The organism is Mesorhizobium sp. YM1C-6-2 (genome assembly GCF_003666685.1).
Classification (GTDB): Bacteria; Pseudomonadota; Alphaproteobacteria; order Rhizobiales; family Rhizobiaceae; genus Mesorhizobium_K.
Genome location: NZ_RCIZ01000002.1, coordinates 543,815 through 563,052 on the forward strand (window position 1 = coordinate 543,815; position 19,238 = coordinate 563,052).

Below are 19,238 nucleotides of genomic sequence, written 5' to 3' on the forward strand. Positions count from 1 at the left end.
AGTTGTCTCAGATGCCCGACGTTACCTCCGGCGGCAGGAACGGGGTCCTTTCGGCCATGATGTATGAGATGGCTTCCAGGATGATGCCGTTCGTGTTGACGTCGGCAATTCCGGTGGCGGACTGGCTGATTTCGCCTACGCCCGAGGCGAAGCCGATGCCTGGCAATTTGCCCTTCTCGCGGATGAAGGAGATCAGGGTGTCGCTGTATTGGCTCTGGCGGCATGCGTACCAGAGATAGGACGCCTTGCTGTTGACCATCCTCAGCCTCTCTTCGCGCTTCGCCGCCTGACCTGCCTGCTTCGTCGTCGGCGCATCGACGACGAACTCGCCGCCTGTCGGGGTGATCTGGTATCCCTGGTATGTGAAGTAGGGTGGTTCCCCGACAGGGCCTTCGGATGTCGCCGTCAACGTACCGGTCTCGCGGTAACGCTTGAGCTGGGCATCGAAAAGAATGTCGGCGGCGAGACGGCCGTGCGGCGATCCGCCGAGCTCGATCTCCTCGGTGAGGTGGGGTTCCGTTGCGATGCGTCCACGGCGGGTCATCTCGTCGAACGCCGCGACCGCATCGTCCATGTTGCGGCTAGGGTCCTGCTCGCCGAAGACCGGCTTGGTGTCGAAGCCCCACAACCGGTAGCCGTTCGATACATAGTTCGCATAGCTGTTGTCGTGCAGGGAGATCGGGCGGCCCTTGCCGCTGATCATGTGCATTTCGCCCTTCACCAGGATCTTGTGGAAGCCCCACTTGCCGACAAGCTTGTCGATGCCGAGGCTGCCTCCGGTCTCATTGTCGAGCACCTTGAGCGCGATGAGCAGGCGTCCGGTATCGGCCGAATCGAACCCTTTGCGTTCGCCCGCCTGCTTGGCGAGCCGTCGTTCGGCGGGCGGTAGTCTGACGCCGGCATAGCGGTAGCTTTCCTCGCCGAGGAACTGCAGGATTCTTTCGGCTCGTTCCGCCATCGCCGTTTCGTCGATCAGGCCCAGCCGCTTCGCCGAAACGGTCGCCATGATGTTGCTCGCGACGTCCCACATGGTGGAGAAGGGATAACCCTGCTGCTTTCCGTCTTCCATCCAGGACGTGCCGGGCGCAATTCCGTTGAAGGCCTGCATGCCCCAGTCGAAGTAGCGCCAGGCGAGCGCGGCGTCGCTCAGCAGCTCGGCCTTTTCCTTGTCGGCCAGTTCCGACGGCTTCCAATTGCCGATCATGACCTCCGCCCGGGCGCTTCGGATCCGATCATAGCTTCCGAGCGGCGGCAGGACCTGGTTGCGATACTCGGCGAAGTTGACCAGCCTGGTGCCGCTCCGGCCGGACAGGAACGAGAGCACGTCCTTGATCTGCTGCATCTTCAGCGGCGTGTTCGCCGTGCTCACATGGATGCTGAACACCGCGTCGTTCTTGTCGCCGATCATGTCCAGGACTGTCTGGGTGTCCCGGTACGGATAGTCGCCGTCCCACGATTTTTCGAACATGATGGTGTTCGAGACGTGCAGCAGCCCGCGCTCATCCAGTCCAGAGAACCAGCGGAAATCATGCTTCTCGGCGCTGATGACGGGCGTGCCGATCTCCGACAGGGCGATCAACGTGTTTTCGTCATAGGCATTGTTCGGAGGGATGAAGGATACGGGCATGCGGCCGGTCGCATGGAACACCTCGGCCACGCCGTAGCGTATCAGATCGAGGTTCTTCTCGACCGTATTGCCCTCGAGCTCGGATGGTTGATGTTTCCATCCATGGGTCGAGACGTCGTAGCGCGGAAGCTGCACCATGCGCTTCAGGTAGGCTTCGATCTTCTCGTCCTCGGAAAGGAATTTGTTGTCCGAGACGGGAACCACGGCCTCGGTCACCGGATAGCCGGCGCTGATGAATTCCTCGACCAGTGCGATCTGTGCCGGATCGCGCTTCGCATCGACCCTGAGGTCGTCGAAGCGGACGACCACGAGGTTGTGGCTGTCCGGGTAGCTCTGCCGATGCAGTTCCATGGGCAGGATCGGCCTCGATTCACCCGCCTCTGTGGAACGCATTACGGCCTGCGCGATTTCGGTTGCATAGCTTGCAAGCTCGCCTTCGCTCATCTTGGCGAAGGCTGCGAAGGGAATGTCGACGATGATCGGGTCGTCGGACGTGGAAAGCTTGCCGATGCCGCTTGCGATGATGGCAGGATCGGGGATGCGTTTCGGCGTCGGCCGGCTGCTGCTTCTTGCCGAGCCGAAGATGTTCACCAGCCCGGTGTCCGTCGTCCAGTACCCCCCCTTGTCGGGCTGGATGCCAACCTCGTCCTTCACGCCGGCTGCCAGGCGGATCACCGATCGTATGCCGGTGGCCCGCATCGAAGCCCCGTCCTGATGGGAAGCGAGTGGCGAGTTGGTGGTCAGCGTGTAGGCCGTGGTGACGGCCGTGGACTTGTAGCGCTCGTATTCGTTGACTGCTTTCGAGAAGACCGCCTGCACACCGCTTGCCTGGCGGAGCTGGACATACGGATCCGCAGAGTCGATCGTCTCGGCATGAATGCCGATTTCGAGATCGGAATTCTCTTCCCGGATGGTCTGGCGCAGGTATTGCGCCATCTTGGAATCGTAGTCGAGCGTGACTCCGTCGCTGCCGTAGGGATTGACGGTCAGCGTAACCGGGACACCCCTGATACGGAAAGGTTCGATCAGCGTGGCGATCCGAATCGGATCCGATGTCGCGTCGGCGCCGCTGACGGTGACGATGAGCGGGTTTGGCCATGCGGCTGCGGCTCTCGCGGCGGTGCGCCCGAGAAGGGTAGCGGCGGGCACGCTCAATGCGCCGAGAAGAAGATTGCGTCTGGTGACGTTCATTTCACAGCTCCCTTCGGTTGTTCATGCACTGGTCGCGGTCGCATAGCGCTGGGGGCTGATCCAGCGTCCATCCGACTTGGCGACGAAAGAGGTGACGAGGGCGCGCCAGAAAAGCGCGGCATCGAGCAGCCGGATCAGCGGGAACAGGAGCCCGTAGAGAAGCATGCTCGGGCGGCGTTCCAGCAGGCTGACGGCTATGGTGAGGGTATAGTCCGCGGCAAGAAAGAGCGCGATCAAGGGTACCGGCGAGGTCATTTCGACAGTCATGTCGAGCAGGGAAAAGGCCGGAACCTGGATGTCAGCGGCCAGATAGAGCACCAGCATCAGCGGCAGGGCCAGCGCCAGCGCCGAAATGGTCAGCAGTTCGACGAGAAGCGGACCAAGCGAAAGCCAGAACAGGCTCGGCCAGACGCCATGGCGGCGAACCGTCTGCCAGAAACCCAGATACCACCGCTGAACCTGCTTGCGATAATCGTTCAGCGTGAATGGATCCTCCGACGAGCAACGGGCCCTCGGCGTATAGGCGATGCGTCCGAGCCCTTTGCGCTGCACCTCGAAGGTCATGTTGAAGTCCTCGATCACGAGCTTCGGAGCCGTGATGTCGATGTGCTTCAGGACGCTGCTGCGATACATGCTGGCGAAGCCGGGCGCGATGTAGGCGACATTCGTCCAGCGCCAGGTCTGGCCGTATTGGAACACCATCTGCAGAAGCCGATAGAGGCGCGTCCGGTACGCGGCATAGAGCATGTCGAGGCTCGGCCAGAACTGGTTGCGCCAGCGCGAGAGAACATGCCCCGCGACCACCGCGTTTCTGGGATCGTCGAAAAGCGGAAGCGCGTGATCGAGATAGTGCGGATCGATCTCGGAATCCGCGTCCTGGATCAGCACCGCCTTGTAACGCTCGCAGAGTTCGAACTTTTCGATAGCGCTGGCCAGCGCCTTTGCCTTGCCGCCGTTTGGCTGGATATCGAGGACGTTGCAGCCAGCCTCCCGCGCGATCGCGACCGTCCGATCCCTGGAACCGTCGCTGGCGACGTGGATCTGCGAAGGCGGCACGATCGCCGAGAGCGCCGCCAGGCATTTCGGCAGGGCGACCTCCTCATTGTGCGCTGGAATGACGATCGCGACATCGGTGACCGACAGCGACGGCTGTCCGCGAGGCGGCCCGGACAGGCTCTCGAAGACAAAACGGCAAAAACCGACGATGCACCAGAAGGTGGTGCTGACGCCAAGCGAGGCTGCAAGCATCGGCAACAGCCAGCCGCTATGGAATCCGATGGTCATGCCCGTGCCGGCTGACGCCTGCTCCCGCCGCGCGCAAGGGATGCGACGAGGCTTTCCTCGACGGCGCGGCGCAGTTCCAGCTCCGTCAGGAACTCCGCGTAGATTTCGCGCAGCCCCTCGTCGAGGCTGACCTTCTGCCGCCACCCCAAGGCCTCGATCTTCGAGGTATCGGGCCAGCGACCGCGATGGTCCGAAATGAAATGCCGCTGGTACGCGGCGCTTCCCTTCAGACCGGTCGCTTCCTTCACGGCTTCGAACAGCGCCGTGATGGTGATCTGCTTGCTGCCGCCGATGTTGTAGACCTCGCCGTTGCAGCCTCGCTTCATCACGGTAAGCAGGCCGGCCACCAGGTCGTTCACATGGAGGAAGGTGCGCGTCTGCGAGCCGTCGCCGTAGATCGAAGCCGGCTCGCCATTGATCAGGCTGGCGATCATCTGCGGGATGACCCGCTGGTCGTCGGGCGACATGCGCGGGCCATAGGTGTTGAAGATGCGCACGATGCGCACGTCCACCCCGTGCTTGCGCCCATAGAAGCAGGTCAGGGCCTCGCCGAAGCGCTTAGCCTCTTCGTAGGCGCTGCGCGGCCCCACCGGGTCGACATTGCCCGGATAGGACTCGGCCTGCGGAAACACCTGCGGATCGCCGTAGGCTTCCGCTGTGCTCGTGAACAGGAAGCGGGCGCCGCTGCGGCGCGCTATCGCGAGAAGATTGTAGGTTCCGGAAGAAGAGGCGAGCAGCATCTCCTCGCCGAGGATCTCGATGTTCGGCACGCCGGTCGGGCAGGCCAGATGATAGACCTCGCCGTAGTTCCGCCGGAGAAGCCGGGCACACGCCTCGGCATTCGACACATCGAGTTTGATGAAACGGAACGACGGATCTTGCTTCAGATCGGCGATATTGCCCTGTCGTCCCGTAGACAGGTCGTCGACACAGTCGACCTGCATTCCCCTGGCCAGCAAGACCCTGACCAAATTGCTGCCAATGAAGCCGGCTCCGCCGGCCACAAGGCAACGCTTCGCACGCGCCCCAAGCTTACGCATTACGCCCACACCCACTGTACTTGGAAGCGACTGTACGCCCCGCTTCCACATTAGCCCCGCCCATAAGCAAACAGATTATCCACAGAAGCGCAATGCCATAGTTAACGCATGGTTAACGGCCAATTCTGTTGAATACATTGCCTGTTTCTGTCGTGGCCCATGAAAGTGCCGTGCCCAGCCCGCGAATGGCATTCGGTACGGCGGTGAAAATTGTTGACATTCAGGTGGTTAGCGGCGCAGCCGGGAGTGACGGCGATTCGTTCTTCGCTCTGAAGGTCTATGATATCTGTCGGACGAAAAGGGATAGTTCAGCCAGGAAACTGACGCCCGATCTTCGTGCGAGGCAGCAGACTAGTTTCCCAGTCCGGACGCAGAATTTCTGCAAAAGCGGTGCGAACAGCAGCCGTGATCTGTTCGGCTCCGACTTCAAGACAAGTGGAATCTCTCTGCTAAGGCGCCACCACACGCAGCCCGAGTTTCTTCAACGATCCAGTCTTGGAAGAGCGCTATCTTCTGGATTCCCTGATAGGGCGGTGGATAAACCAGCGTGTGCGCTCCTATGACCATGTCGCCGAACTCCGGCGCGAACAGCCGCACAAGTTCGCCTCTGCGCAAATAAGGCTCTGCGAACACAGTGCTTTCCAGTGCCACGCCAAGCCCTTGAGCCGCAGCCTGAAGCGCAAGATAGCCGCGGTCGAAATGAAGGCCCCGGTTCAGCGTCCGTTTGAAGTTCTTCGCGCGGAACCATTCCTTCCACCCGATGGGCGCACGCTCGGAGATTATTAGAGGCATGTGCGTCAGCGCATCTGCGCCGTCGGGACTTCCGATGCGCTTTTTGACTTCGGGGGAGCAGAGCGGCGTCAAAGCGTCATCGAGCAGGGGAATGACGACAAGCCCCGACCAATCGGAACTCCCGTAGCGTATCTCGACATCCGTATCGGTCTTGAAGAAATCGACCGGCTGCGGGCTGGCGTGGATGCGCAGGTCGATGGTCGGATGTTTCTCGAGAAAGCCCTGGATGCGGGGCACGAGCCAGGCCGGCGCGAAACTGGGCGGGCAGTGCACCGTGAGCACGTCGCTCGCCATGCCGCCGGCCAGACGTTCGCTTGCCTGCTCGATGCGATCGAACGCGCTGCCGACGGACTGGAGATACTCCCGGCCTGCATTGGTGAGCACCATGCGGCGGTTCGCCCGGTAGAAGAGCCGGACGCCGAGATGGGTTTCAAGTTTGCGCAGGCGGTGGCTGATCGCTGAAGGCGTCAGGGCCATCTCATCCGCTGCCTCGCTTACCGATTGCAGCCGCGCGATCGCTTCGAAGGCCTGGATGGCGCGCAGGGGAGGAAGGCGTCTGGACATATGAATCCATTTCAGCTGTTCCCTGAAAACTAATCATTTGCTGTCTCTGAATTCAACAAATAGCTTGCCGCAAAAACCTGGGGCGGAAACGCATAATGGCTTTGACAGCAGAGGCTGCCGTGCGCATCGCGCGGCGGGAAGAGTTTCTTCGGCGGAACGCCGACCGTCTGGTCATCGACGCAGACGTGCATCCGAGCGATCTGGCGGCACTTCCGGCGGCGACCCGCGAGCGTATCGGGCAGGACCCCAATTACTTTCACGGCCGGCCTTTGCTATCGGACCAGCTTCTTCCCAAGATGGATCAGGCAGGTGTCGACATGGCCCTCTGCTGGCAGAATCCTGCCGTGCTTCCCTATGGCGACGACCAGGTTGAAAACGCGCTGCGTCTCGGCGCTGCCAACGAGCGCATCAACGCTCTGGCGATCAACCATCCGGAGCGAATCATTCCGGCTGGCTGGACCGACCCGAAGGCGCTCGGCACGGACCGGGCGATCGATCTGGCGAAGCGTTGTGTGGAAGAATTCGGCATGCCGGTCGTGAAAATGAATCCGGCGCAGAACCACTACCCGATCGACTCGCCTGAGGTGGCGGAGGTCGTCGACGTCATCGTGGCGCTGGGCGCCATACCCGCCTTCCATTTCGGGTCCGACAGTCCGTTCACGCCGGCCGAAGGGCTCGAACGTATCGCGCGGCGACACCCGGAGCACCCGGTGATCGGCGTCCATATGGGTGGCGGCGGCGGACATTTCGTGGAAGCCGAACCGACCTACCAGGCGGCACGCCAGATCGGTCTCGCCAATCCCAATATCTTCTACATCCTGAGCGCCAAGCGCGACACGCACATCGAGAGCGCGCTGATCACCTACGCGAGCGCAGGCGTACCTTTTGCCGGCAATCTCGGCGCCGGCAGTGATGCGCCCTACGGAGACATGGTGTGGAACTTCGGTGCCTTCCGCTCGCTCTTCGCGGCACTGAGGGACGGCACAACCTATGGAGATCCGCGGCTCACGGAACGTCCGGACCTGTTTTCTGCCGAAACCATCGCGGGTTTCATGGGAGGGAATCTTGCAAGGCTGGTCGCGGCAGCGGATGAACGCATCCTGGCGCGGCAGGGCAAGGGCCTGGAGCCGACGACATGATCGCCGCCGTCCGCCGCGCCAGTGATCTCGCCAACCGCGTGACGGAATGGGCGCTGGTGCCCGTGGTACTGTTCTTCGCCGGGCTGCTGATCGTCACCGTCTTCTCGCGCTACATTTTCCAGCTTCCGATCATCACATCGGTCGAGATGACGAGGCTTGCCTTCGTCTGGGCGACCTTCCTCGGCGTCGCGGCCGGGGTGAAGCGCGGCGTTCATGTCCGTGTCGTCGCCTTCGTCTCGCTCCTGCCGGCGCCGCTTCGCGCCCTTACCGTCTATCTCGTGCATGGCTCGTTCCTGCTCTTCGGCCTGCTGATGGTCTGGTACGGCTACTTCCTCACGGTCCAGATGTCCGGCACCAGCTTTCCGACGCTGGGCATTTCGCAGTCGTGGCTCTATGGCGTGCTGCCGGTGACCGGCGCACTCATGGTGCTTCATGCGCTGTCCGGCTTGTTGTCGAAGGAACCGGTCGACCTGCCGCTGATCGAGGAGACGGCGCAGTGATCGCTGTCATCCTCGTCGCCTTTTTCGTCCTGATCGCGCTCAGCATACCGATGGCGATCGCCATCGGGCTTGCGGTCGTCCTCGGTCTTATGGCCGCGAGCCCGTTCCCTGCGACCATCATGTTCCAGAAGATGATCGCGGGAACCGACAACTTCGTCCTTGTCGCCATCCCGCTCTTCATCCTTACCGGCAATCTGATGAATGCGGCCGGAATCACCGACCGCATCTTCACCTTCGTGCGCAACTGCATCGGGTTCGTGCCAGGCGGGCTTGCCTATACCAGCGTCGGCTCGAGCGTCGTCTTCGCCGGCATGAACGGCTCTGCGGTGGCCGACGCCGCGTCGCTCGGCAAGATGCAGGTCAAGGCGATGCGCGACAGCGGCTATACGACCGATTTTGCCGCTGCGCTGACCGCCGCCTCTTCGGTGATCGGGCCGATCATTCCGCCGTCGATCCCCTTCATCCTCTACGGCGCGCTGGCGGAAGTCTCGATCGGAAAACTCTTCGCAGCAGGCATCCTTCCGGGTCTGCTGTTCGCCCTGGTGCTCTGCGTCTGGGTGGCGATCATGGACCGCTGGCATCATTTTCCGCGCGATCCCAAGCCTACCCTTAAGGGGATTGCCAAGTCGTTCAGCCGGGCCTTTCTGGCTCTGGCCACACCCGCCATCATCCTTGGCGGTCTGCTCGGCGGCATCTTCACGCCGACGGAGGCGGGCGCTGTCGCCGCCGGCTACGCCTTTATCCTTACCTTCTTCGTCTATCGTTCGGTGAAGTTCTCGGCGCTGCCCGGCATCCTCGTCGAGACGATGGTGACGACCGCAATCGTCCTTTTCATCATCTCCAACGTCTCCTCGCTTTCCTGGGCGCTTGTGGTCACGCAGTCGGCGCAGGCGCTTGCCGGCGGCATCATGGCGATCAGCGAAAACCCGCTCGTCTTCCTGCTGCTCGTCAACCTGCTGCTCGTCTTCCTCGGCTCCTTCATCGAGGACGGCGCGGTGCTGATGCTGATGACGCCGATCCTCGTGCCGATCGCGCTTACGCTCGGCATCGATCCGGTTCATTTCGGCGTGGTGATGGTTCTTAATTTGATGATCGGCGTCGCCATCCCGCCGGTCGGAATGGCTCTGTTCGTCACCGCACATGTCGCGGGCATCTCGGTCGAGCGCATGTTCCGGGCGATCATCCCCTTCGTCATACCGATGTTCGTCACGCTGCTCATCTGCACCTACTGGCCAAGCATGGTGCTCTACATCCCGTCGCTCCTTTTCCCGTAGGGCGGCGGCCAGGATCATTCGGGAGGAACAGGGAGAAGATCATGAAATTGTTGAAGAGTTTGGCCGCCGGCGCCGTCATTGCCATGCTTGGCGCAGGCGTCGCCTCTGCCCAGACGGCGCTGAAGATCGGCCACGGCCACAGCGACAAGCACAGCTTCCATCTGGCGATGGAGAAGTTCAGCGAGATCCTGGAGCAGAAGGCCCCCGGCGCATTCACCGTCACCATCTTCCCGCAGGCTCAGCTCGGATCGGAGCGCGAGATGCAGGAGCAGCTCACCACCGGGACGCTGGAGGTCACGATCACCGGCGTGCTGGCGATCTTCGAGCCCAAGATCACGCTGCTCGAACTGCCCTATCTCTTCCGCGACCGCGAGCACATCAAGAAAGGCCAGTCGAGCGAAGCCGTCGAGCAGCTTGTCGCCGGACTGCCGGCCAAGGGCGTGCGCCTCGTCGGCTTCCTCGAGAACGGCTTCCGCAACATCACCAACAACACCCGGCCGATCAACACGCCGGAGGACGTGAAGGGTCTCAAGATCCGCACGCCCGAAAACCTGGCGCAGGTCGAGACATTCAACGCGCTCGGCGCCAGCCCGACGCCGATGGCCTTCTCGGAACTTTATGCCGCCTTGCGGCAGGGCGTCGTCGACGGCCAGGAGAATCCGCTGCAGAACATCTATGATGGCAAGCTGTTCGAGGTGCAGAAATATCTGGCACTCACCGGCCATATCTACAACTCGGCCTATGTTCTTGTTTCGGAAAGCTTCTACCAGGGCCTGAAGCCGGAGGAACGCACCGCCATCGAGGAAGCGCTCAAGGAGGCGACGGACTGGCAGTTCGACTATATCGCCCAGCTCGACAAGGAGCTTCTCGAAGCTCTCAAGAAGGAGGGCATGGAAGTGACCGAGCCGGACACGGAACAGTTCCGCGCGGCGACCGCACCCGCCTACGATGCCTTCTACGCCAAGTTCGGTGATGACGCCCGCAACTTCGTCAAGGCTATCGAAGGACTTTAAGGGGGTGACGAAGCCCGGCAGAATCGGGCTCGCGTAAATCTCTGACGATCTCGAAGAATTCCCTGCGCGCTAACGCCGGGAATTCTTCCCCTCAATCGCTCACTCCAGACGCTGACCACTACCTCGATAATTCTCCAAACTTCGCGCATCAACCGCGGGCCGGCAGGTTCTTTGCGACTTCGATGAACTGGCGCACGGCCTTCGTCCTGTTGGTGCGCTTCCAGGCGAGCACGGTCTGGATCCGGAAATCAGGGTGAATGATCGGTCGTACCTGGACGCTGCGTCCCAGAAAGCCGATCAGGCTTTCAGGATAGATGGTCACGCCGAGACCCGCCGCAACCAGCCCCAGCAGCGCCAGCGTATTCGACGCCTCGAGCTTCAGGTTGAGCGGCACGCCTTCTGCGGAGAACATGTCGTTGAGACGCCAGCGATACGCTTCCCATTCGACCATGTCGCCGAGGATGAGGTCGCAGTCGGCAAGGTCCGACGGCTTGATCTCGCGCTTGCGCAGCAACTCGTGGTTGTTCGGGGTGACCACGTAGAGCGGGTCGGAGGTCAGCAGCAGGCTGTGGAAGTCGCTGTGATCGAAGGGGCCGATCATGTAGCCGACATCGATCTCGTCATGCGCCAGCGCCAGCTTTTGTCCTTGCGTCCGGATGTAGCGCAGGCTGACGTCCACATGCGGATGGAGCCGGCGATAGCGGGAGACCGCGAGAGGCATCAATTCGGTGGCTGCGAAAGCCATGTAGGCAAGCCGCAGGCTGCCGGTCTTGCCCTCGGCGATCAGTTTCGCCGTTCGCGCAGAGCGGACGTAGTCCTGCAGTAGCCGGGCGTTCTCTTCGTAAAAGGACCGGCCTGCCGGTGTCAGCGACACCTCGCGGGTCGTCCGCTCGAACAGCGCGAAACCCAGTATGTGCTCGAGTTTCTGGATGCGCCGGCTCAGCGCCGACTGGTCCACGTGCAGGCGTTCGGCGCTGCGCCGGAAGTTCAGTTCCTCGGCAACGACGATGAAGGACTGGGTCAGTTCGAGACCGGCTTCGGGATCCATGCGCTCCGATCCGTCGGTTTTTGCGAGCGTATAGATTAATGCATGGGATGCAAGAATAATTGGCCAAAGATCATTTCCGCTCCATCCCTCGGCACGGCAGTTTTGAGGCCGCAGATACCGGCGGCATCAAGCCGACCGGTCGTCGGGACAGCAAACCCTGCGCCGAGTCTGGGCCGGGAAAAGGAGCCGCCATGAGCGAAGTGGACAACAAGGAACTCGATCGCATGCTTCAGCAGGCTTTCGAGGCGTCGACCAAAATCTACCAGGAGCGTGGCTTCCAGCGGCGCGTCGGCTTCGGCAAGCGGCCGGCACTGGTCAGCGTGGACCTCGCCAATGCGTGGACGCGTCCGGGCAACCCGTTCACCTGCGACCAGGAGGCGATGGACAACGAGATCATCCCCGGCATGCAGCGCCTGCTCAAGGCCTGCCGCGCCAACGGCCATCCGGTCATCCACGTCACCACGGCCTACGAGATCACGGACCGCAACTCGCCCTTCACCGACATGGGCTTGTGGCACTGCAAGATCCCGATCGATGTGGTGAATCTCAAGGACAAGGAATTGTGGGCAATCGACTCCCGCATCGCTCCGGTCGAAGGCGAGTACACCTTGCTGAAGAAGCGGGCGAGCGCCTTCCACGGCACCGAGTTGGCGGGCATCCTGCGCGCGGCAGGCGTCGACACCATCCTCGTCACCGGCGTGACCGCCACGGCCTGCGTCCGGACCACCATCTGCGACGGTCTTGCCGACGGCTTCCGCACCATCGCCCCGCGTGAATGCATCGGTGACCGCGTGCCCGGTGCCGTCGCCTGGAACCTCTACGACATCGACGCGAAGTTCGCCGACGTGCACAGCGTCGACGAATGCGTCGAATATCTGAACACGGTCAACTCCACCCGCCTCGCGGCGGAATGATCCGGGCGGGCGCGGCCTTCGGGGCGCGCCCTTTTTTCTTCGGGAGGAAGCAATGGCGCGCATTGGCGTGGATGTCGGCGGAACCAACACGGACCTGGTACTGGAGTGCGCCAAGGGCGTATTTTATCATAAGGTTCCGACCACCCTGAAGAACCAGTCGATCGGCGTGGTCGAGGGCGTCAGGAGCATATGCGGCCTGGCCGGCATCGAGCCGGCCGAGGTGGACGTCATCGTCCATGGAACGACCACCGCAACCAACATCACCATCGAGCACAATGGTTCCGAGACGGGCATGCTGACGACGCGGGGCTTCCGCGACATCCTGCATATCGGACGCCACAAGCGGCCCTATAACTTCTCTCTGCACTTCAGCGTTCCCCGGCAGGACCAGCCGCTGGTGAAACGCCGCAACCGGATTGCCGTTTCGGAGCGCGTCCTGCCGCCCACCGGCGAGGTCCATACGGCGCTCGACGAACAGGAAGTGCGCGAGGCGATCAAGCTGTTCAGGAAACGCGGCATCAGTTCCATTACGGTCGGCTTCATGTTCGCGTTCCTGAACGATGTACATGAGCGCCGCGCCAAGGAGATTATTCTCGAGGAGATGCCCGACGCCTACGTCACGCTGTCGAGCGAGGTCGCCAATGTGATGCGCGAATACGAGCGGTTCTCGACGGCGGCGATGAACTGCTACGTGGGACCGAAAACCGCGTTCTACCTGCGCGACCTGGAATCGAAGCTGCGCGAAGCGGGCGTTTCGTCCAAGCTGCGCATCATGCAGTCGAACGGCGGCGTTTCGACCGTCGAATCCTGCGCGGCCAAGCCGATCCGCATCCTGATGTCCGGGCCTGCCGGCGGCGTCATTGGCGGCGCCTCGGAAGGCGTGATGGCCGGCGTGAAGAATGTGATCACCGTCGATATCGGCGGCACCTCGGCCGATATCAGCACTATACCGGACGGCCGCGTAAAGATCATGAATCCGCGCGACACCTACGTGTCCGGCCATCCGGTGCTCACGCCGATGATCGACCTCGTCACCATCGGCGCCGGCGGCGGCTCGATCGCGTATATCGACGAGGCCGGCGCCTTCAACGTCGGGCCGCGTTCCGCCGGTTCGGAACCGGGGCCTGCATGCTACGGGCGCGGCGGCGTCGAACCGACCGTCACAGACGCGCAGATCGTGCTTGGCCGGCTCGATCCCGATCTGGTGCTCGGAGGCGACCTGCAGCTCGACCCGGAGCTTTCCCGAAAGGCGATCGAAGAGAAGATCGCCCAACCGCTCGGCATGTCGGTCGAGGAGGCGGCACTCGGCATCCTCAAGATCATCAACAACAACATGGCGTTGGCGATCCGGTCGAACTCGGTGGCGCGCGGCATCGACCCGCGGGACTTCTCGATCCTGCCGTTCGGCGGCGCCGGGCCGCTGCACGGCGTTGCGCTCGCCGAGGCGATTGCGGCGAGGGATGTCATCGTTCCCGTCGCGCCCGGCATCACCGCAGCGGTCGGTCTCCTGAAGACCGACCTGCAGTACGAGCACACGGAAGCCGTCATCGTCGAGATCAATGCCGCGGACGATGCACAACTCGCCCGTATCAACGATGCCGCCAGGATCCTGCACGATCGGGTCGTCGCCGAACTGGATGACGACGGCATTCCGCGCGACGGGCAGCAGGTCGAGATGATCGCGGAATGCCGCTACCACGGGCAGGGGTTCGAGCTTCGGGCGCAGATGCCCGACGGGCCGGTGACGCAGGCCAACAAGTCCGTCATCGTGGGAAGCTTCCACGACCAGCACCAGCTCGATTACGGCTACAGCTATCGGGACCAGGGTGTCGAATTGATCACCTTGCGTGCGATCGGCCGGGCATCGATCGAGCGGCTGCACATACCCAAGGTCCGGCAAACGGACGGTTCCAGCATCGACCGTGCGCTGATGTTCGTGCGCAAGACGACATTCGACGACGGCCGCACGCTGGAAACCCCTCGCTACGACCGCACCAGGCTCTATGCCGGTGACAAGGTGGAGGGGCCGGCGATCCTGGTGCAGCACGATTCAACCACTCTGGTGCCGCCGGGCTACGTGGCCGAGACGCTGGAGTACGGCAACACGCGCGTCCACCGCGTCGGGGTCGCCTGAGAAGAGGGAGGTTTTCATGGTCAGCACAGCTCATGCACTGGCGCTCAAGGAAGCGCCGGCGGAAATCGATCCCATCACGCTCCAGGTGATCCGCGGCTCGTTCGAGACGATTGCGGAAGAGATGGCGCACATGCTCTATCGCATGTCGTTCTCTTCGATCATCCGCGAATCCGAGGATCTCGGCGCCGGCCTGTTCGACGTCGATTTCAACACGCTTTGCGAATCTGAATCGACGCCGATGCATATCGGCTCCATACCGGGCTATCTGCGTGGCATCCAGGCGACGCTGGAGGACGGCGAGTGGTTCGAGGGCGACGTCGTCGTCCACAACCACCCTTATCACGGATCGAGCCACACGCCGGATCTCGCGATCGTCGTACCGGTCTTCTACCACGGGCGGCTGGTCGGATTCGCAGGCAATACCGCCCACCATGTCGACATCGGCGCGGCGACGCCGGGCCTCATCATCGACGTGCCCGACGTGTTCGCCGAAGGCATGCTGTTCGCGGGAACCAAGCTCTACCGCAAGGGCCAACCCAACAACGCGATGTGGAACTTCATCCGCAACAACAGCCGCGCGGCGCAGCAGTTGGTCAGCGATATCGAAGCCCAGGTCGCCTCGGCTCGGCTGGGCGCCAGGCGATTTGTCGAACTGGTCGACAAGTTCGGCGAGGAAACCGTCTTCCAGGCCGCCGGTCAGCTGATGGATTATGCCGAACGGATGATGCGCCAGCGCATCTCGGAAATCCCCGACGGCGAATATATGGCCGAGGGCTGGCTCGACGACGACGGCCGCAATCGCGAGCAGCGGCTGAAGGTCAAGGTCACCGTCCGGGTGAGAGGAGACGAACTCGATGTCGACCTGACCGGCTCTGCCGACCAGACACCGACGGCCTACAACGTGCCTTTCGAAGGCTCGACCAAGGTCGCAGCGTATGCGGCGTTCCGCAAGCTCCTGCTCGATGCCTACACGTCGGATGTCCGGGTGCCGTCCAACGAAGGCTCCTTCCGGCCGATCAATGTCATTGCGCCGTTGGGCTCTATCTTCAATCCGAAGCCGCCGGCCTCCGCCGAGGCGCGTTTCACCCAGTGCAATCGCATGATCGACCTGATCATCCGGGCGCTGGCGCCGGTGATGCCGGATACGGTCATCGCCGGCAGCTCGGCGTCGATCTCCTTTGCCGCCTATTCGGGTGTGCGGCCGAGCGGCGACTATTGGGTGTTCCTGGAGGTCAACGAAGGTGCCTATGGCGGGCGGCCAAGATCGGACGGACCGGATAGTATCGACAATCTGATGGCCAACACGCGCAACAATCCGCTCGAAGATCTGGCCATGCACATCCCGATGATCTGCGACCGTTACGAGCTGCGCGATGACGTGCCGCCCGGCGCCGGGCGGTTCCGCGGCGGCCTCGGCGTGGTCAAGGCGCAGCGCGTCCTCACCGAAGGCTTCATCACGCACGAGTCGGAGCGGCACATGGAAGCCCCCTGGGGGATCTTCGGCGGCACCGACGGCGCAGTAGGCAAGTGCCTGATCTACAACTCGGCTGCGCCCGATAGCTCCCGGGAGATGCATTCCAAGTTCTCTGGCCTTGCGGTGAACGCCAACGACACCATGGCCTATTTTAGCCCGAATGGCGGCGGTTACGGCTCTCCGTTGGACCGGCCTGCGCAGAAGGTGCTGGAGGACGTGCTGGACGGCTTCTATTCGGCCGAGCACGCAAGCAGCGTCTACGGCGTCGTCGTCGATCTCGAGGATGAGACGGTCGACATACAGGAAACCGCGCGGCTGCGGGCTCGGAAGAAAAAGGGATAGTTCGGCACCGTAGGGCCAGAGTTGCTGGACGGTTGCACGTCGTTTCGATGCCGGTCGATTTGCGGTACGAAATGAGTGTTGCCGAATCGTCGGGCAGCTGGCTCGAGGAGTCCTTCTGAATGCCCGGACCCTATGTCGTTCCTGTCCACGGGGATGCGGAACTGCCGAAGGAAGTCGACGTCGTCGTCATCGGTGGAGGGATCATCGGCGTATCGACGGCGCTGGAACTGTCGGAGCAGCGCCTGCGTGTCGCTTTGTGCGAAAAGGGCGGCATCGGGCAGGAACAGTCGAGCCGCAACTGGGGGTGGGTCCGCATCTCCCGCCGCGATCCCCGCGAGGTGCCGCTGATGGCCGAGGCCCTGCGGATCTGGGGTAATCTCGACCAGCGCACCGGGCGCGACACGGGATACCGGCGTGCCGGCATCATCTTCACCTGCGCGGACGACGAGGAGTACGCCAATCACGAGAAGTGGAATCGCAATCTCGACGGATATCAGCTCGACTCGCGAATGCTGGGCGCTGCCGAGTTCCGCGAGATGTTCCCCCGGTCGAACATGAAGCTGAAGGGCGCGCTCTATACCGCCGCCGATGGCCGTGCGGAGCCTCAGAAGGCTGCCCCGGCGATCGCCGAAGCCGCGCGTGCGAAGGGTGCCGCCATCCTGACGGAATGTGCGGTGAGGGGCATCGAAACCGCCGCCGGCGCAATCTCGGGCGTGATCACCGAGCGCGGTCCGATCGCCTGCAAGGCCGTAGTTCTGGCCGGCGGCGCCTGGTCCAGCCTGTTCTCGAACCGCCACGGGATTGATCTTCCGCAGCTCAAGGTCATGAACTCGGTGCTGCGGACCAAGCCTCTCGAAGGCGGGCCCGAGCAGGCGATCTGGTCGAACGGCTTCGCCGCCCGCAAGCGCCAGGACGGCGGCTACACCATCGCCTCCGGGCACGAGAACATAGTCGACATCGTGCCGAAATCCTTCCGCTATGCGCTCGATTTCCTGCCGGCGCTGCGCAAGGAGTGGCGGTCGCTGAATTTTCGGGTCGGCGGCCGGTTTCTCGACGAGGTGCGTATCCCCAACCGGTGGGAGATGGATGAGGCGAGCCCGTTCGAATATTGCCGTGTCCTCGACCCCAAGCCGTCGAAGAAGCTGTCTGACCTAGCGCTGGTGAACCTGAAACAGGCGTTTCCGGTTTTCGAGAAGGCGGAGATCGCCCAGCGCTGGGCGGGCTATATCGACGTGACCCCCGATGCCGTGCCGGTGATCTCGGCGATCGACAAGGTCCCAGGCTTTCACATAGCGACCGGCTTTTCGGGCCATGGCTTCGGCATCGGCCCGGCCGCCGGCAGGCTGATGGCCGACATCGTCCTTGGTCGCCAGCCGCTGGTCGATCCGAAGGATTTCCGCTTCTCCCGCTTTTCGGACGGTTCGAAGATCGAGTTGATCAGCGGGTTCTGAACCACCGGGTATTCTCAAGCGCTGAGCGCGCGCTTGCGGAAGGACTGCGCTAAACGTGCAGTGCAAGGCCGAGCGCCTTGAAAGCGGCCTCCTGGAACCCTTCTCCCTGGGTAGGGTGGGCATGGATCGTGCCTGCTATGTCTTCGAGGCGAGCGCCCATCTCGATGGCGAGGGCGAAGGCCGCGGCAAGCTCCGACACCGCCGTTCCGACTGCCTGTATGCCGAGCACCAGGTGATTGTCCGCGCGCGCCACCACCCGCACGAAACCGGCCTCGCCGCCGAGCGTCATGGCGCGGCCGTTGGCGCTGAGGGGGAACTGCCCCACCTTGACCTGCTTTCCTGCGGCGCGGGCAGCCTCCGGCGAAAGGCCCACGCTGACGATCTCCGGATCGGTGAAGCACACGGCCGGGATGCATCTCTTGTCCCAGGCGCGGCGATGGCCGGCCACGATCTCGGCAACCATCTCGCCCTGCGCCATCGCGCGATGGGCCAGCATCGGCTCCCCGGTCACGTCCCCGATCGCGTAGATGCCGCGCATGGATGTCCGGCATTGCTCGTCGATGCGAATGGAGCGACCGTCCATATCGAGCACGAGCTCCTCCCGACCCCAACCCTCGGTCACCGGGAGCCGCCCCACCGTGACCAGCACCTTGTCGGAGGCGATCCGCTCGTCCTTGCCGTCGGCCCGTTCAACCACAAGGGCGTCTCCCTTCGCGGCCAGGCCCTTCGCCTTGGCCGACGTCAGGACAGTGATGCCTAGGTCGCCGAGACGGCGGGCGACCGGTCGCGTGAGCTCGGCGTCGTATTGGGGCAGGATGCGCTCCATGGCCTCGACGATCGTAACCTTGGCGCCCATCTTGGCGAAGGCCGTCCCAAGTTCCAGCCCGATGTAGCCGCCGCCGACCACGGCCAGCTTTCCGGGCACCTTTGCCAGCGCCAGCGCCTCGGTTGACGAGATCACGTTGCCGCCCAAGGGCAGCGCCGGTAGCTCGGCCGATACCGAACCGGTGGCAATCACCACGTTTTCCGCCCGGATGAGCTGCTGGCCGGTCTCCGTCTCCACCTCGACCGTTTTCCCGTCGCGGAATGCAGCGCGGCCAAGGACGATCTTGACGCCAGCCTTCTTCAGCAGCCCAGCCACACCGCTGGTCAGCCGGCCGACGATGCCGTCCTTCCAGGCGACCGTGCGGGCGAGATCGATCTTCGGCTCGGCGACCGATATGCCGATATGGCCCGTACCGGCGGCCATGGCGGCCGCCAGCGCGAACTCGTCGGCGGCGCGGATCAGCGCCTTCGAGGGGATGCAGCCGACATTGAGGCAGGTGCCGCCGGGCTTGGCCATTTCCACGATCACAGTGTCGACGCCGAGCTGGCCGGCGCGGATGGCGCAGACATAACCGCCGGGACCGGCGCCGATGACCAGCAGCCTGCAGGAGATTTCCTTCACGGCC

At 63.0% G+C, this 19,238-nt stretch carries 14 protein-coding genes; 8 read left to right on the top strand and 6 right to left on the bottom strand.

Features of this window, described 5'->3' with window-relative positions; all coding sequences use genetic code 11:
* Window positions 1-7: 7 nt before the first annotated feature.
* From D8676_RS07480 to D8676_RS07495, 4 genes are all read right to left on the bottom strand, one after another.
* The gene (locus tag D8676_RS07480; RefSeq protein WP_121580207.1) at window positions 8-2,818 is read right to left on the bottom strand and encodes a DUF3131 domain-containing protein; all 2,811 of its coding nucleotides are present in this window, start codon (window positions 2,816-2,818) and stop codon (window positions 8-10) included.
* 21 nt (window positions 2,819-2,839) lie between these two features.
* On the bottom strand, window positions 2,840-4,102 hold the full coding sequence (locus tag D8676_RS07485) for a glycosyltransferase family 2 protein (RefSeq protein ID WP_121580208.1): 1,263 nt from the start codon (window positions 4,100-4,102) through the stop codon (window positions 2,840-2,842).
* Window positions 4,099-5,193, bottom strand: a complete 1,095-nt coding sequence (locus D8676_RS07490) for an NAD-dependent epimerase/dehydratase family protein (protein ID WP_210210710.1) — start codon at window positions 5,191-5,193, stop codon at window positions 4,099-4,101. Before D8676_RS07490 ends, D8676_RS07485 begins: the two co-directional genes overlap by 4 nt.
* A gap of 375 nt (window positions 5,194-5,568) precedes the next feature.
* The gene (locus D8676_RS07495; RefSeq protein WP_121580209.1) at window positions 5,569-6,498 is read right to left on the bottom strand and encodes a LysR substrate-binding domain-containing protein; all 930 of its coding nucleotides are present in this window, start codon (window positions 6,496-6,498) and stop codon (window positions 5,569-5,571) included.
* A gap of 95 nt (window positions 6,499-6,593) precedes the next feature.
* Here D8676_RS07495 and D8676_RS07500 point away from each other — a divergent pair, with 95 nt between their 5' ends.
* Genes D8676_RS07500 through D8676_RS07515 form a run of 4 tightly spaced genes read left to right on the top strand, consistent with a single transcriptional unit; the run spans window position 6,594 to window position 10,424 of the window.
* Window positions 6,594-7,637, top strand: coding sequence for an amidohydrolase family protein (locus tag D8676_RS07500; protein WP_121580210.1), 1,044 nt, complete (start codon window positions 6,594-6,596; stop codon window positions 7,635-7,637).
* Window positions 7,634-8,137: a TRAP transporter small permease gene (locus D8676_RS07505; RefSeq protein ID WP_121580211.1), complete on the top strand. Its 504-nt coding sequence runs from the start codon at window positions 7,634-7,636 to the stop codon at window positions 8,135-8,137. Before D8676_RS07500 ends, D8676_RS07505 begins: the two co-directional genes overlap by 4 nt.
* Window positions 8,134-9,411: a TRAP transporter large permease gene (locus D8676_RS07510; protein WP_121580212.1), complete on the top strand. Its 1,278-nt coding sequence runs from the start codon at window positions 8,134-8,136 to the stop codon at window positions 9,409-9,411. The genes D8676_RS07505 and D8676_RS07510 overlap by 4 nt, the downstream gene beginning before the upstream one ends.
* A gap of 41 nt (window positions 9,412-9,452) precedes the next feature.
* Window positions 9,453-10,424 (top strand): TRAP transporter substrate-binding protein, encoded by a 972-nt coding sequence (locus tag D8676_RS07515; protein ID WP_121580213.1) that lies wholly within the window; start codon window positions 9,453-9,455, stop codon window positions 10,422-10,424.
* A gap of 148 nt (window positions 10,425-10,572) precedes the next feature.
* Here D8676_RS07515 and D8676_RS07520 read toward each other — a convergent pair whose 3' ends face one another.
* Window positions 10,573-11,472, bottom strand: a complete 900-nt coding sequence (locus D8676_RS07520; protein WP_121580214.1) for a LysR family transcriptional regulator — start codon at window positions 11,470-11,472, stop codon at window positions 10,573-10,575.
* A gap of 191 nt (window positions 11,473-11,663) precedes the next feature.
* Here D8676_RS07520 and D8676_RS07525 point away from each other — a divergent pair, with 191 nt between their 5' ends.
* From D8676_RS07525 to D8676_RS07540, 4 genes are all read left to right on the top strand, one after another.
* Window positions 11,664-12,386, top strand: a complete 723-nt coding sequence (locus D8676_RS07525) for an isochorismatase family protein (protein ID WP_121580215.1) — start codon at window positions 11,664-11,666, stop codon at window positions 12,384-12,386.
* 52 nt (window positions 12,387-12,438) lie between these two features.
* Window positions 12,439-14,520: a hydantoinase/oxoprolinase family protein gene (locus D8676_RS07530; RefSeq protein WP_121580216.1), complete on the top strand. Its 2,082-nt coding sequence runs from the start codon at window positions 12,439-12,441 to the stop codon at window positions 14,518-14,520.
* A gap of 16 nt (window positions 14,521-14,536) precedes the next feature.
* Entirely contained in the window at window positions 14,537-16,336 is a 1,800-nt protein-coding gene (locus D8676_RS07535) for a hydantoinase B/oxoprolinase family protein (RefSeq protein ID WP_121580217.1), read from the top strand.
* A gap of 119 nt (window positions 16,337-16,455) precedes the next feature.
* Window positions 16,456-17,787, top strand: coding sequence for an FAD-binding oxidoreductase (locus D8676_RS07540; protein ID WP_121580218.1), 1,332 nt, complete (start codon window positions 16,456-16,458; stop codon window positions 17,785-17,787).
* A 49-nt stretch (window positions 17,788-17,836) separates the two neighbouring features.
* Here the strand turns inward: D8676_RS07540 and lpdA are convergent, their stop codons facing one another.
* Complete coding sequence (lpdA, locus tag D8676_RS07545) at window positions 17,837-19,234, bottom strand: dihydrolipoyl dehydrogenase (protein ID WP_121580219.1); 1,398 nt, start codon at window positions 19,232-19,234, stop codon at window positions 17,837-17,839.
* Window positions 19,235-19,238 lie beyond the last annotated feature (4 nt).

Coding starts and splice junctions, on each gene's coding strand:
- D8676_RS07480 (WP_121580207.1), bottom strand. CDS start 2,818: ATGAACGTCACCAGACGCAATCTTCTTCTCGGCGCATTGAGCGTGCCC.
- D8676_RS07485 (WP_121580208.1), bottom strand. CDS start 4,102: ATGACCATCGGATTCCATAGCGGCTGGCTGTTGCCGATGCTTGCAGCC.
- D8676_RS07490 (WP_210210710.1), bottom strand. CDS start 5,193: ATGTGGAAGCGGGGCGTACAGTCGCTTCCAAGTACAGTGGGTGTGGGC.
- D8676_RS07495 (WP_121580209.1), bottom strand. CDS start 6,498: ATGTCCAGACGCCTTCCTCCCCTGCGCGCCATCCAGGCCTTCGAAGCG.
- D8676_RS07500 (WP_121580210.1), top strand. CDS start 6,594: ATGGCTTTGACAGCAGAGGCTGCCGTGCGCATCGCGCGGCGGGAAGAG.
- D8676_RS07505 (WP_121580211.1), top strand. CDS start 7,634: ATGATCGCCGCCGTCCGCCGCGCCAGTGATCTCGCCAACCGCGTGACG.
- D8676_RS07515 (WP_121580213.1), top strand. CDS start 9,453: ATGAAATTGTTGAAGAGTTTGGCCGCCGGCGCCGTCATTGCCATGCTT.
- D8676_RS07520 (WP_121580214.1), bottom strand. CDS start 11,472: ATGGATCCCGAAGCCGGTCTCGAACTGACCCAGTCCTTCATCGTCGTT.
- D8676_RS07525 (WP_121580215.1), top strand. CDS start 11,664: ATGAGCGAAGTGGACAACAAGGAACTCGATCGCATGCTTCAGCAGGCT.
- D8676_RS07530 (WP_121580216.1), top strand. CDS start 12,439: ATGGCGCGCATTGGCGTGGATGTCGGCGGAACCAACACGGACCTGGTA.
- D8676_RS07535 (WP_121580217.1), top strand. CDS start 14,537: ATGGTCAGCACAGCTCATGCACTGGCGCTCAAGGAAGCGCCGGCGGAA.
- D8676_RS07540 (WP_121580218.1), top strand. CDS start 16,456: ATGCCCGGACCCTATGTCGTTCCTGTCCACGGGGATGCGGAACTGCCG.